This window comes from Microbacterium sp. Soil_N32, from assembly GCF_057655505.1.
Map to the genome: position 1 here is coordinate 24070 of NZ_JBDGME010000008.1, position 14116 is coordinate 38185.

Here is a 14116-nt window from a genome sequence, read left to right on the forward strand (position 1 = left end):
CCGTCGGGCAGCCGGCCGCGTCAGACGACGAGGCGGTAGCCCATGCCCGACTCCGTCAGCAGGTGCACGGGGGCGCTGGGCTCGCGCTCCAGCTTCTTGCGCAACTGCGACATGTACAGGCGCAGATAGCCCGAGTCCGAGACCTGCTCGCTGCCCCAGATCTCCTTCAGCAGGTCCTGTCGGGTCACGAGGGCGCCCGGATGCCGGGACAGATGCTCGAGCATCCGCCACTCCGTCGGGGTGAGGTGCACCCGCGACCCCGCGCGCGTGACCGTCTTCGTGGCCAGGTCGACCACGACGTCGGCGAACGCCACGGTCGACTCGCCGCCGGCCGGCACGGCGCGCCGCGAGAGCGCGCGGAGGCGGGCGAGCAGCTCGTCGACCTGGAACGGCTTGGTGACGAAGTCGTCGGCCCCCGCATCCAGCGCCTCGACCTTGTCGGCCGACCCCGTGCGGCCGGAGACGACGATGATCGGCACGTTGGTCCAGCCGCGAAGGGCCTGGATCACCTCGATGCCGTCGAGTCGCGGCATGCCGAGGTCGAGCATGATGAGGTCGGGGTGCGCCTGCGCGGCGGCGGCGATCGCGGCGGCACCATCGGCCGCCACCACCACCTCGTACCCGTGCGCGGCGAGCGTGATGCGCAGCGCCCGCACCATCTGCGGATCGTCGTCGGCGATGAGGAGCTTCACTCCGTGCCCTCCGTGTCGGCGCCGGCGAGCGGCAGCGAGATGACCATGGTGAGTCCCCCGCCCGGGGTGTCCTCGGGTGTCAGGCTACCGCCCATGCCCTCGGTGAACCCGCGCGAGAGCGCGAGGCCCAGCCCCAGGCCCGTCGTGTTGTCGGTGTCGCCGAACCGCTGGAACGGCTGGAACATGCTGTCGCGACGGTCGGCCGGAACGCCCGCGCCGCGGTCGACGATGCGGATCTCGGCGTGGTCGGCGACCGCGCTCGTCGACACCAGCACCCGGGCGCCCTCGGGGGAGTGCCGGTGCGCATTGGCGAGCACGTTCACCAGCACGCGTTGCAGCAGCACAGGGTCGGCGCGCAGCGCGGGCAGCGAGGGGTCGAGCGCGAGGTCGACGTCGGCCGGACCGAGGCCGAGCTCGTCGACCGCCGCGAGCACCGGCCCCGTCGCGTCGAGGCGCGTCGCCGACACGGCCAGAACCCCGGCCTGCACGCGGCTGACGTCGAGCAGATCGGTGACGAGCGTCGACAGCGTCGCCAGGCTCTCGTCGGCGGTGGCGAGCAGCTCGGCGCGGTCGTCGGGCGAGAGGTCGTGGGCGGCGCGCAGGCCGCCGATCGCCGCGACCGCCGACGCCAGCGGGCGACGAAGATCGTGGCTGAGTGCCGAGAGCAGCGCGCTGCGCACCTGATCGGTCTCGGCGAGGGCCTCGGCCTCGGCGGCCGTCGCCCGCAGATCGGTGTGCTCGAGGGCGGCGACGAGCTGGGCCACGATGGCGTCGAGAAGACGGCGAGCGGGGGCGTCGAGGGCGTCGCCGCTCAACTCGAGCAGGGCACCCGTCGACCCCACCGGCAGGCGCGTGTGGCGACCGTCGGCCAACGGTTCGCCGTCGGAGGCGAGCACCTCGCCGTCGGCTCCGAGCAGCCGCACCCCGCTCAGACCGAACGCCTCACGGGCGCGGCTGACGAGGGCGAGCACGGCGTTGTCGCCGCGCAGCACGTTGCCCGCGACCGCGGCCAGCAGTTCCGCCTCGGCGGTCGCGCGGGTCGCGGTGCGGGCGCGACGGGCGGCCTGGTCGACGATGATGCTGACGAGCACGGCGATTACGACGTACAGGGCGAGGGCGAGCACGTGCAGCGGATGCGCGATGGTGATCGTGAACTGCGGGGCCACGAAGAGGAAATCGAGCGTGACTCCCGAGAGCACCGCCGCGAAGACGGCGGGTCGCACACCGCCGATCAGCGCGACCACGACGACGAGCAACTGGTAGGCCAGCACTTCGGCGGTGATCGACTCCGGGCTGCGGAACGCGAACATCAGCCACGACAGCAGCGGGCCGAACACGAGGGCGACCGCGAAGCCCAGCGCCTGGCGCCGCCACCCCAGCGCGCCGCCCGAGATGCGGGGGAGCGCGAGCCGCCCGCCCGCCGCCGCGTGCGTGACGATGTGCACGTCGATGTCACCGGAGCGACGGATGACCTCCGACCCGATCCCCGGACCGGTGAGCGCGGCGGCGAGGCGTCCGCGGCGGCTCACGCCGATCACCAGCTGCGTCGCGTCGGCACCCTGCGCGAACTCCACGAGCGCCGCAGGGATGTCGTCGCCGATGATCTGGTGGAAGCTGCCGCCGAGCGATTCGACCAGCGCCCGCTGCGCCGCGAGAGCCCCCGGGGCCTCGTCGCGCAGGCCGTCCTGGCTCGACACGTGCACCGCGCGCAGCTCGCCCCCGGCGGCCCGGGCGGCGATGCGGGCGCCGCGGCGCAGCAGCGTCTCGCCCTCCGGGCCGCCGGTGAGGGCCACGACGACGCGCTCTCGCGCCTGCCAGGTGCTCTCGATGCCGTGGTCGGCGCGGTAGCTGCGCAGAGCGCTGTCGACCTCGTCGGCCAGCCACAGCAGCGCCAGCTCCCGCAGCGCCGTGAGGTTGCCGAGGCGGAAGTAGTTCGACAGCGCCGCGTCGATGCGCTCGGCCGGGTACACGAGCCCGGCCGACAGGCGGTCGCGCAGCGTCTGCGGCGCGAGGTCGACGACCTCGATCTCGTCGGCGGCCCGCACCACGGCATCCGGAATCGTCTCCTGCTGCGCGATGCCCGTGATCTTCTCGACCACCGCGTTGAGCGACTCGATGTGCTGCACGTTGACGGTCGTGACGACGTCGATCCCGGCATCCCGCAGCGCCTCGACGTCCTGCCAGCGCTTGGCATGCGTCGAACCGGGGATGTTCGTGTGGGCGAGCTCGTCGACCAGTGCGATCTCGGGCCGCCGGGCGATCACGGCGTCGAGGTCGAGCTCGGTGAGCAGAACCCCGCGGTGCTCGTCGGTGCGCCGCGGCACCTCGGGGAGGCCGATGGTCTGGGCGAGTGTCGCGGCGCGGCCGTGGGTCTCGACGACGGCGATCACCACGTCGTGCCCGTCGTCGAGCAGCCGACGCCCCTCGACGAGCATCTCGTAGGTCTTGCCGACGCCGGGCGCGGCGCCGAGGAGAACGCGGAGCCTGCCCCGCCGCTCTCGTGTCATTCGCCCTCCTGCGCGTCGAGAGCGAGATTGAGCTCGGCGGCGTTGATGCGCTCCTCGCCGAGGAATCCCAGATCCCGCCCTTGAATCCTAGACTCCACGAGCGAGCGCACCGCGTCTTCGTCGAGGCCGCGCGCCGCCGCCACGCGCGGCACCTGCAGCAGCGCGTAGGCGACGCTGATGTGCGGGTCGAGGCCGGAGCCCGACGCGGTCACGGCGTCGGCGGGCACGTCGGCGGGGGCGACGCCCTCGCGTTCGGCGATCGCGGTGCGCCGTTCGTCGACGGCGGCGATGAGGTCGGCGTTCTCCGGGCCGAGGTTGCTGCCGCTCGACGCGGCGCCGTCGTAGCCGTCGCCCGCCGCGGACGGACGCGACTGGAAGTACTCGGGCAGCGCCTGGCCGTCGGCATCGGTGAAGGACTGGCCGATGAGTGCGCTGCCCCGGTCGTCGGGCAGCGGGGAGCCGTTCGCCTGCCAGGGCAGGAGCAGCTGGCCGATGCCGGTCACGGCGAGCGTGTACGCGACGCCGAGCACGAGGGTCAGCACGAGCATCGCGCGGATCGCGACGCCGGTCGTGCGCAGGGTGGTGCGGGTGGAGGACATGGGATGCCTTTCGCGGGAGCCGGGAGGGCTCAGAAGCCGGGGAGGAGGCTCACGACGAGGTCGATGAGCTTGATGCCGATGAACGGCGCGATCACGCCGCCGAGGCCGTAGACGAGGAGGTTGCGCTGCAGGATCTGCGAGGCGCTCGCCGGACGGTACTTCACTCCGCGCAGGGCCAGCGGGATGAGGAAGACGATCACGATCGCGTTGAAGATGATCGCACTGGTGACGGCGGATGCCGGCGAGTGCAGCTGCATGACGTTGAGCACCGCGAGCCCCGGGAACACGCCCATGAACATCGCCGGGATGATGGCGAAGTACTTCGCGATGTCGTTCGCGAGCGAGAACGTGGTGAGCGCGCCGCGCGTGATGAGCAGCTGCTTGCCGATGCGCACGATGTCGATGAGCTTGGTGGGGTCGGAGTCGAGGTCGACCATGTTGCCGGCCTCCTTCGCCGCCGACGTGCCGGTGTTCATCGCGACGCCCACATCGGCCTGCGCCAGCGCGGGGGCGTCGTTCGTGCCGTCGCCGGTCATCGCGACGAGACGGCCGCCCTCCTGCTCGCGGCGGATGAGCTCGAGCTTGTCTTCGGGGGTCGCCTCGGCGAGGAAGTCGTCGACCCCGGCCTCGGCGGCGATCGCCTTCGCGGTGAGCGGGTTGTCGCCCGTGATCATGACCGTGCGGATGCCCATGCTGCGCAGCTCGTCGAATCGTTCGCGCAGCCCCTCCTTCACGATGTCCTTGAGGTGCACGATGCCCAGGATTCGCTCGCCTGCGGCATCCTTCACGGCGACCACGAGCGGGGTCCCTCCGCTCTCCGACACCAGCCCGGTGCGGCTGGACACCTCGGCATCGGTCTGCACCGAGGCCGTCGACAGCCACGCGCGCACGGCGGAACCTGCGCCCTTGCGGATCTGCGTGCCGTCGGCGAGGTCGAGCCCGCTCATGCGCGTCTGCGCGGTGAACGGCACGATCACGGCATCTGCCGGCTCGTCGACGCGCGGATGCCGCGCGCGGCGGCCAGCTCGACGATCGACGCGCCCTCGGGGGTGGGGTCGGCGAGCGACGACAGCGCGGCCATCCGCAGCAGCTCTTCGGCATCGACCCCGGGCAGCGGGAGCACCTCGTGCGCGCGACGGTTGCCGTAGGTGATCGTGCCCGTCTTGTCGAGCAGGAGCGTGGTGACGTCGCCGGCCGCCTCGACCGCGCGACCCGACATCGCGAGCACGTTGCGCTGCACGAGGCGGTCCATCCCGGCGATGCCGATGGCCGACAGCAGCGCGCCGATCGTGGTGGGGACGAGGCACACGAGAAGGGCGATGAGCACCGGGATGCTCACCGGCGACGCCGCGTAGGAGGCGATCGGGTTGAGGGCCAGCACCACGATCACGAACACGATCGACAGGCTCGCGAGCAGGATGTTCAGGGCGATCTCGTTGGGCGTGCGCTGGCGGCTCGCGCCCTCGACGAGCGCGATCATGCGGTCGACGAACGTCTCGCCCGGCTTCGACGTGATGCGCACGACGATGCGGTCGGACAGCACCCGGGTTCCGCCGGTGACGGCGCTGCGATCGCCGCCCGACTCGCGGATCACCGGGGCGCTCTCACCCGTGATCGCCGACTCGTCGACCGTGGCGATGCCCTCGAGCACGTCGCCGTCGCCGGGGATCAGCTCGCCGGCCTCGACGACCATGACATCGTCGCGCTGCAGTTCGGCCGACGACACCTCCGCGGTCGCCGCACGGCGGGCAGCGGCGTCCGTCGTCGCGTCGTAGGCCACCACCCGCCGGGCCATCGTGCTCGTGCGGGTCTTGCGCAGGCTCGCCGCCTGGGCCTTGCCGCGGCCCTCGGCCACCGACTCCGCGACGTTCGCGAACAGCACGGTGAGCCACAGCCATGCGGCGATGCCCGCCGTGAACGGGGCCGGCACGGGCGTGCCGCCCGACTCGCCCGGCCCGCCGAGGAAGGGCTCGGCGATCGCGAGCAGCGTCGTGAACGCGGCGCCGACCCAGACGAGCAGCATCACGGGATTGCGCACGAGCGCGGCCGGGTTGAGCTTGCGCAGCGCCCCGGGGAGGGCCGCCGCGAGCTGCGGCCACCCGAACGTGCGGGACTTCGGGGCGTCGACGGGGGCGGATGCCGGGGCATCCGTCTCGGGGGTGGTGATGAGGGTCATGGTCAGACGAGTCCTTCGGCGAGGGGTCCCAGTGTGAGCACCGGGAAGTAGGTGAGGGCGGTGACGATCACCGTCACGGCGAGGAGCAGGCCGACGAACTGCGGCCGGTGGGTGGGCAGCGTGCCGACGGTCTCTGGCACCTTCTCCTGCGCGGCGAACGAGCCGGCGAGCGCCAGCACGAGCACGATCGGCAGGAAGCGCCCCAGCAGCATCGCCACGCCGAGCGCGGTGTTGAACCACGGCGTGTTCGCGGTCAGCCCGGCGAACGCCGAGCCGTTGTTGTTCGCCGCCGACGTGAAGGCGTAGAGCACCTCTCCCATGCCGTGCACGCCGGGGTTCAGGATGCTCGTCGCCTCGACATCCGCGCGGATGCCGGGGATCGCGAAGCTGAGAGCCGTACCGCCGAGCACGAGCGCGGGCACGACGAGGATGTACAGGCTCGCGAGCTTGATCTCCCTCGGGCCGATCCGCTTGCCGAGGTACTCGGGCGTGCGGCCCACGAGCAGCCCGCCGACGAACACGGCGATGATCGCGAGCACGAGCATCCCGTACAGCCCCGATCCGACGCCGCCGGGGGCGACCTCGCCGAGCATCATGTTGAGCATCGGCATCATTCCGCCGAGCGCCGTGTACGAGTCGTGCATCGAGTTGACCGCGCCGGTCGAGGTGAGGGTGCTGGCGCTGCCGAACAGGGTGGAACCGAAGATGCCGAAGCGCACCTCCTTGCCCTCCATGGCGGCCCCGGCCAGCTCGGGGGCGGTGCCGCGGCCGGCGAGTTCGAGTGCCGAGAGAGCGAACGTCGACAGCAGGAAGATCGTCCCCATGACGGCCGCGATCGCGTAGCCCTGCCGGTGGTCGCCCACCAGGCGGCCGAACGTGCGGGGGAGGGCGAACGGGATGGCGAGGATGAGCAGGATCTCGAGCAGGTTCGTCCAGCCCGTCGGGTTCTCGAACGGGTGGGCCGAGTTGGCGTTGAAGAAGCCGCCGCCGTTCGTGCCGAGCAGCTTGATGGCCTCCTGCGAGGCGACCGGGCCGCCGGGGATCGTCTGGGTGGTGCCGGCGACGGTGGTCGCTTCGGTGAACCCGGCGACGTTCTGGATCACGCCGCCCGCGATGAGGGCGAGCGCGCTGAGGACCGCGAGGGGCAGCAGCAGGCGCCCGAGGCCGCGCACGAGGTCGACCCAGAAGTTGCCGATCGTGGTCGAGCCGCGGCGGGCGATGCCACGGATCAGCGCCACGGCGACCGCGAGCCCGACCGCTGCCGACACGAAGTTCTGCACCGTCAGGCCGGCAAGCTGAACCGTGTAGCCCATGGTCTGCTCGGGCGAGTACGACTGCCAGTTGGTGTTGGCGACGAACGATGCCGCGGTGTTGAAGGCCAGGCCCTCGGGCACCGCCGGGAGGCCGAGCGACGCCGGCAGGAAGGCTTGCAGCCGCTGCAGTGCGTAGACGAGCACGAGGCCCACGACCGAGAACACGAGCACGCTGCGGGCATAGGCGCGCCACGTCTGCTCCGAGGCGGGGTCGACGCCGATCACCCGGTAGACACCGCGCTCGACGCGCGCGTCGCGGGGCGTGGAGTAGACGTGCGCGATGTAGTCGCCGAGCGGACGGTAGAGCAGCACCAGGGCTGCGACGACCACCGCGGCCTGCAGGATTCCGAACCAGATCACCTCGCCCATCACATGCGCTCCGCGGCGACGAGGGCGATCACGAGGTAGACGATGGCCGCGGCCGCGAGGGTCGCGGCGACGATCTCGAACACGATCACAGCTTCTCCACCCCCTTCGCGGCGAACGAGACGAGGGCGAACAGCGCGAGAGTCAGCGCGAGGTAGAGGATGTCGAGCACGACGTCGATACAACCCGTCCGCGGGGCCCGTTCCCCGGTTCCTGACGCTTCCCCTACGCCCTCGCCCCCAACCCATGCGTCTTCCTGACGCCCGGCATCCGTTCCCGCCGCCCTGGTTCCCTTCCGCCGCCTGTTCCTTCCGCTCCCCGTTCCTTCCGCTCCCCGTTGCTTCCTCTCCCGTCGCACTTTCTGTCGCCTGCGGCCGGGCCGGGCGACAGAAACTGCGACGGGAAGCGGGGGGAGAGGGGCGGGTCTAGGGTTGCGAGGTGGGAATCAAGAGCGTCCGGGTGGGCGTGGGCACGTGGATCGTCATCGGGCTGGTCGTCGTCGCGGGCATCTGCATCGTGACAGGGCTGCTTCCGCAGGCGGATGCCGGAGCGCTCGGCGCGCGCATCGCCCCCGTGCTGGGGTTTGTCGTCGCCATCACGATCGTCGCCGAGCTGGCGCGCGACGCCGCGGTCTTCGACGTCGTCTCGCAGCGGCTCGCCCGATGGGGGCACGGGCGCGTGATCGTGCTGTGGATGCTCGTCGTCGCGCTCGCCGTGGTGAGCACCGTGTTCCTCTCGCTCGACACGACCGCGGTGATCGTGACCCCCGTGGTGGTGGTGCTCGCGCAGAGCATCGGGCTGCCCCCGCTGCCATTCGCGCTCGCCACCGTGTGGCTCGCGAACACGGCATCCATGGCGCTGCCGGTCTCGAACCTCACGAACCTGCTGGCCGCCTCGCGCATCGGCGAGTCGCCCGCCGCGTTCTTCGCGCTGAGCTGGGCGCCGACCCTCGTCGGCATCCTCGTGCCCGTCGCCATCCTCACGATCGCCCACCGGCGCACCGTGTTCGCCGGTTACTCGATGCCGCCCGCCCGGCGCCCCGCCGACCCGGTGCTGTTCTGGACGGCCACCGGCATCCTGCTCGCGCTCATGCCGCTGCTCGCCGTCTCGCACGACGTGTGGATCCCGGCATCCGTCGCCGCCCTGGCGCTCGTCGTGCTGTTCGTGGTGCGGCGCCCACGGGCGCTGCGCATCGGCCTCGTGCCCTGGCAGGCGCTCGCGCTCGCGACGGCTTTGTTCGCGATCGTCGAGACCCTGCACGCGCAGGGGCTGCTCGACTTCCTCACCGCGCCGGGCGCCGGCGGTTTGGGCGAGTTGTTGCGCCTCGCGGGCCTCGGGGCGCTGAGTGCCAACGCGATCAACAACCTGCCCGCCTACCTCGTGCTGGAGCCCGCCGCGGGCGATCCGGCGGCGCTCATGGCGCTGCTCATCGGCGTGAACCTCGGCCCCCTCGTCACCCCGTGGGCGTCGCTCGCGACGCTGCTGTGGCACCACCGCGTCACCTCGCTCGGGGTGGAGGTGCGCTGGGGGCGCTTCATGCTGTGGGGCCTGATCGCCGCCGTCCCCACCGTGCTCCTCGCCACCCTCGCCCTGTCGCTGATCGCCTGACCTCCGCCGTCCCCCTTCCCCTCCCTCCTCTCCCTCATCTCCCTCCCTCACTCGTCTTCCGCTCCCGTCGCATCTTCTGTCGCCTGGAGCGCGCCGGAGCGACAGAAAATGCGACGGGAACGGTGAGAGCCGGGGGGCGGGGGGCACCGGCCCGGCGTCAGGCGGCGGGGGGACCCTCGGGGCGGTGGGCGCGGCGGCCGGAGACGACCACCGGCGCGACGGGGCGGCCGGCGCGCTCCTGGCCGGGCAGAGGGCGCGAGCGGCGCCCGTAGATGAGCTCCGACGAATCGAGCAGCCACGGGACGAGCGTGATCGAGACGCCGTGCACGAGCATGAGCTTGTTGGCGAGTCGCCGGGCCCGGCGGTTGTGCAGGAAGGTCTCCCACCAGTGGCCGACGATGTACTGCGGGAGGTACACGGTGACGACCGACGAGCCGTGCTTCTCGCGATATTGCGAGATGAACTGGCTGATCGGCTGCGCGAACGACCGGTAGGGCGAGTCGAGGATCACGAGCGGGATCGGCACGAGATGGTCGGCCCAATCCTTCTGCACCGAGGCCGCCGCCTCGGCCGACACGGCCACGTGGACCGCGAGCGTCTTGTCGTGCTTCGCGGCGATCGCGTAGTCGATGGCCTTCATCACCGGCTTCTGCAGGTGGCTCACGAGCACGATCGCGACATCGCCGGATGCCCCGAACCGCGTCGTGTCGTCGATCGCGATCTCGTGCTCGACGTCGCGGTAGTACCGCTTCACCCCGAGCATGAGGAACGCGAGGATCGGGATCGCGAAGAAGACGAGGTACGCGCCGTGCGTGAACTTGGTGACCGTGACGATCACCAGCACGAGCACCGTGAGCGTCGCCCCCGCCGAGTTGATCGCGAGACCCACCCGCGCCGAGCGGCGATCGGTCGCCGCGGCACCGTCGCGTCCGCCGTTCTGCGGAGCATCCTGCGGGGCGCGCAGCACCCGACGCCAGTGCCGCACCATGCCGAGCTGCCCGAGCGAGAACGACACGAAGACGCCGATGATGTAGAGCTGGATCAGCGTCGTCAGCCGCGCCTGGAACACGACGAGCACGACGATCGCGCCGATACCGAGCAGGATCATCCCGTTCGAGAACACCAGACGGTCGCCGCGGGTGTTGAGCGACTTGGGCGCGTAGCCGTCACGGGCGAGCACCGAGCCGAGCAGCGGGAAGCCATTGAACGCGGTGTTGGCGGCGAGCAGCAACACGCAGGCGGTGGCGGCCTGTATGACGAAGAACAGGATGCTGCCACTGCCGAACGTCGCCGCGGCGATCTGCGCCATGAGGCTGGGCTGGGGATTCGTGCAGTCGAAGCCGATGAGGTCGCAGGGGTTCTCGGCGTAGTGCACGCCGGTGATGAGGGCCAGCGCGGTGAGGCCCGAGAACAGGCACACCGCGATCGTGCCCATGAGCACGAGGGTCGACTGGGCGTTCCGCACCTTCGGGGTCCGGAACGCCGGCACCCCGTTCGACACGGCCTCGACGCCGGTGAGGGCGGAGCATCCGCTCGAGAACGCCCGCAGGATCAACAGGATCACCGCGGCCTGGCTGAGGTTCTCGGCCTGCACCGAGAACGCGGCGCTCGATGCGACGGGCGCATCGCCGAGGAACGAGCGCACGAGGCCGGTGACGATCATGAGGCCGACCGAACCGATGAACACGTAGGTCGGGATCGCGAAGACCAGCGACGCCTCTCGCACACCGCGGAGGTTGACGATGATGATGAGCACCACGAAGCCGACGGCGAGCTCGACGCGCAGCGGATCGAGTGCCGGCACCGCCGAGATGATGTTGTCGACGCCCGATGCGACCGAGACGGCGACCGTCAGCACGTAGTCGACGAGCAGGGCCGCCGCCACCACCACGCCGGGGATCTCGCCGAGGTTCTTCGACGCCACCTCGTAGTCGCCGCCGCCCGAGGGGTAGGCCTTGATGAGCTGGCGGTAGCTGAGGACGACCACGGCCAGCAGCACGACCACGGCGATCGCGACGAGCGGGGTGAACGACAGGAACGCGAGTCCGCCGATCAGCAGGATCATCACGAGCTCCTGCGGCGCGTAGGCGACCGAGCTCAGAGCATCCGACGCGAAGATCGGCAGCGCCATCTTCTTCGGCAGCAGCTGATCGTCGACCTGGGCGCTCGTGAGCGGGTCGCCGATGAGGATGCGTTTGACGGTCTGCGGCGCATCCGTGCTGTCTCTGGTTTGCTCTGACACGTCGGGCGACACTACTCCTCGCGCACCGCGTCCTGACGCCATCCTCACGGAATCCCTACGGTCGGCCGGTGCGCCCTCACGGAATCCTTACGGGCAGGCGAACGGATGCTCAGCCCATTCCGATCACGGATCGATAACGTCGGGGACATGAGCACGGTTTCCGTCGACGAGCAGGCCTTCCACGAAGCGAAGGAGCTGCGCGATCGGTTCCAGCGGTTCCTGCGCGAGTACGAGTTCGGCATGCGCGAGGTCGAGACGAAGATCTCGATCCTGCGCGACGAGTTCACGCACCACCACGCGTACAACCCCATCGAGCATGTGAAGAGCCGGGTGAAGTCGCCGGACAGCATCGTCGAGAAGCTCGCGCGCAAGGGCATCGACGAGCCGGACTTCGAGCTCATCCGCCGCGAGATCACCGACATCGCCGGGGTGCGGGTCACCTGCAGCTTCGTCGCCGACGTGTACCGGCTGTTCGACCTGCTCACCGCGCAGGACGACGTGACCGTGCGCGTCGTGAAGGACTACATCGCCACTCCCAAGGAGAACGGGTACAAGAGCCTGCACGCGATCATCGAGGTGCCCGTCTTCCTGTCGACCGGCGCGCTGTCGATTCCCGTCGAGGTGCAGTTCCGCACCATCGCGATGGACTTCTGGGCGAGCCTCGAGCACAAGATTTACTACAAGTTCGCCAATCAGGTGCCCGCGCATCTCGTCGAAAGCCTCACCTCGGCGGCCGAGGCGGCGTCGGAGCTCGACGCCCGCATGGAGCGCCTGCATCGCGAGGCGCACGGGGTGCCGCAGCGACGACTCGCGCCGGCCCCGCCGCTGGCGCCCGCCGCCCCCCTCGCCCCGCCGCCCCCGCCCGGCATCGTCGCCGTGTAGCGTCGACGCCATCCGTTCCGGCATCCGCTCCGAACAACCGGGGACCAATCCACGGGCGGACCAGGAGGACACCATGGCCGAGCGCCGTACGGGCAAGCGATTCTTCTTCTGGGCGGCCGTCGCCGGCCTCGTCAGCGGGGCCGTGTTCCTCGCCGTGGCCGAGCTGTTCGCGCTTCTGCTCGCCCGCACGGCGAGCCCGATCCTCGCGGTCGGCGGCTTCGTCATCGACATCGTGCCTCAGCCGTTCAAGGAGTTCGCGATCGCGACCTTCGGCGAGTACGACAAGATCGCACTGCTCGCCGGGCTCGGCCTCGCCGTCGTGATCGCGTCGGCCATCGGCGGAATCCTGCAGCTGGTGCGCCCGCCCCTCGGGGTGGTCGTGGTCGTCATCGCGGGGGCGCTCTCGACCGCCGCGATCGTGACCCGTGCCGGGGTGAGCCCGCTCGCCTCCGTGCCGCCCGTGCTCGGCACCGTCGCGGGCGCTGTGATCCTCGTGCTGCTCACCCGGCGCCTGCAGCGCTGGAGGGCGGCGGCGACGGCATCCGTCGCGGCGCAGAGCACCGGCGAACCGACGACCCCGCCGATCACCAAGCCCTCGCCCACCGACATGCCGAAGAAGTCGGTCGCCGACGCGCAGATGGGGCGCCGCGGATTCTTCGCCCTCACGGCCATCGCCGGCGTCTCGGCCGTCGTCGTCGGCGTCGCGTCGCGCGTGGTGAGCATGACGGTGAGCTCGGTCGAGTCGATCCGCAAGGCGCTCACCCTGCCCTCGCCCCGCAGCACCGTGACGGTGCCCGAGGGCGCCGAGCTCGACGTGCCGGGCCTCAGCCCCCTCTACACCCCCAACAAGGACTTCTACCGCGTCGACACCGCGCTCACCGTGCCGACGATCGACCCCGACACCTGGCGCCTCGTGATCGACGGCATGGTCGACCAGCGGGTCGAGATGAGCTTCCAAGACATCCTCGACATGGGTCTCGACGAGTACTCCATCACGCTCACCTGCGTGTCGAACGAGGTCGGCGGCGAGCTCGTCGGCAGCGCCAAGTGGCTCGGCGTGCCGATCCGCGACGTGCTGAAGAAGGCCGGCGTGAAGGCGGATGCCGACATGGTGCTGTCGCGCAGTGTCGACGGGTACACCGCGAGCACGCCGCTCTCGTCGCTCACCGACGAGAACCTCGATGCGATCCTCGCGGTCGCGATGAACGGCGAACCGCTGCCGCTCGAGCACGGGTTCCCGGTGCGCATGGTCGTGCCCGGCCTCTACGGTTACGTGTCGGCCACCAAGTGGCTCACCGAGCTGAAGGTCACCACGTTCGACAAGGACGAGGCGTACTGGACCCCGCGCGGCTACAGCGCCGAGGCGCCGATCAAGTTCTCGTCGCGCGTCGACACCCCCAAGCTCGGGTCGGCCATCGAAGCCGGTCGCACGCCCATCGCGGGCGTCGCCTGGGCGCAGTCGGTCGGCATCGAGCGGGTCGAGGTCAGCATCGACGACGGCGAGTGGATCTCGGCGACGCTGTCGACGCCCGTCAACGACGACACGTGGGTGCAGTGGTTCGTCGACTGGGACGCCACGCCGGGCACCCACTACGTGGCCGTGCGGGCCGTGAACAAGAACGGCGACCTGCAGATCGAGGAGCGCGCTCCGATCGCGCCGGACGGCTCGTCCGGGTGGCAGCGCTCGCTGATCCGAGTGAACTGACGGGCATCGGCCTCTAGGGTGGACGC

Annotated in this window: 9 protein-coding genes and 1 pseudogene; 3 read left to right on the plus strand and 7 right to left on the minus strand. The window is 70.9% G+C overall.

The features are described 5' to 3' along the window. Positions 1-20: 20 nt before the first annotated feature. From AC3A3J_RS01010 to AC3A3J_RS01035, 6 genes and pseudogenes are all read right to left on the minus strand, one after another. Entirely contained in the window at positions 21-692 is a 672-nt protein-coding gene (locus tag AC3A3J_RS01010) for a response regulator (protein WP_487670494.1), read from the minus strand. Beyond that, positions 689-3199 carry an ATP-binding protein gene (locus AC3A3J_RS01015; RefSeq protein WP_487670495.1) on the minus strand — a complete coding sequence of 837 codons (2511 nt, stop codon included), beginning with the start codon at positions 3197-3199 and terminating at the stop codon, positions 689-691. Before AC3A3J_RS01015 ends, AC3A3J_RS01010 begins: the two co-directional genes overlap by 4 nt. Continuing rightward, positions 3196-3798: a potassium-transporting ATPase subunit KdpC gene (gene kdpC, locus AC3A3J_RS01020; RefSeq protein ID WP_487670496.1), complete on the minus strand. Its 603-nt coding sequence runs from the start codon at positions 3796-3798 to the stop codon at positions 3196-3198. Before kdpC ends, AC3A3J_RS01015 begins: the two co-directional genes overlap by 4 nt. A 29-nt stretch (positions 3799-3827) precedes the next feature. Beyond that, positions 3828-5974 (minus strand): annotated as a pseudogene (gene kdpB / locus AC3A3J_RS01025) (potassium-transporting ATPase subunit KdpB). Between the two features lie 2 nt (positions 5975-5976). Beyond that, positions 5977-7656, minus strand: coding sequence for a potassium-transporting ATPase subunit KdpA (gene kdpA, locus AC3A3J_RS01030; RefSeq protein ID WP_487670497.1), 1680 nt, complete (start codon positions 7654-7656; stop codon positions 5977-5979). Then, positions 7656-7745 carry a potassium-transporting ATPase subunit F gene (locus tag AC3A3J_RS01035; RefSeq protein ID WP_314648990.1) on the minus strand — a complete coding sequence of 30 codons (90 nt, stop codon included), beginning with the start codon at positions 7743-7745 and terminating at the stop codon, positions 7656-7658. The genes kdpA and AC3A3J_RS01035 overlap by 1 nt, the downstream gene beginning before the upstream one ends. A 346-nt stretch (positions 7746-8091) precedes the next feature. On the opposite strand from AC3A3J_RS01035, the gene AC3A3J_RS01040 reads away from it, so the two are divergent. Continuing rightward, positions 8092-9261 (plus strand): SLC13 family permease, encoded by a 1170-nt coding sequence (locus tag AC3A3J_RS01040; protein WP_487670498.1) that lies wholly within the window; start codon positions 8092-8094, stop codon positions 9259-9261. A 157-nt stretch (positions 9262-9418) separates the two neighbouring features. On the opposite strand, the gene AC3A3J_RS01045 is transcribed toward AC3A3J_RS01040, so the two are convergent. Continuing rightward, complete coding sequence (locus tag AC3A3J_RS01045; RefSeq protein ID WP_487670499.1) at positions 9419-11515, minus strand: APC family permease; 2097 nt, start codon at positions 11513-11515, stop codon at positions 9419-9421. A 135-nt stretch (positions 11516-11650) separates the two neighbouring features. Between AC3A3J_RS01045 and AC3A3J_RS01050 the strand changes: the two genes are divergently transcribed. Then, positions 11651-12385 carry a GTP pyrophosphokinase gene (locus AC3A3J_RS01050; protein WP_487670500.1) on the plus strand — a complete coding sequence of 245 codons (735 nt, stop codon included), beginning with the start codon at positions 11651-11653 and terminating at the stop codon, positions 12383-12385. Between the two features lie 73 nt (positions 12386-12458). Next, the gene (locus AC3A3J_RS01055; RefSeq protein ID WP_487670501.1) at positions 12459-14090 is read left to right on the plus strand and encodes a molybdopterin-dependent oxidoreductase; all 1632 of its coding nucleotides are present in this window, start codon (positions 12459-12461) and stop codon (positions 14088-14090) included. Positions 14091-14116 lie beyond the last annotated feature (26 nt).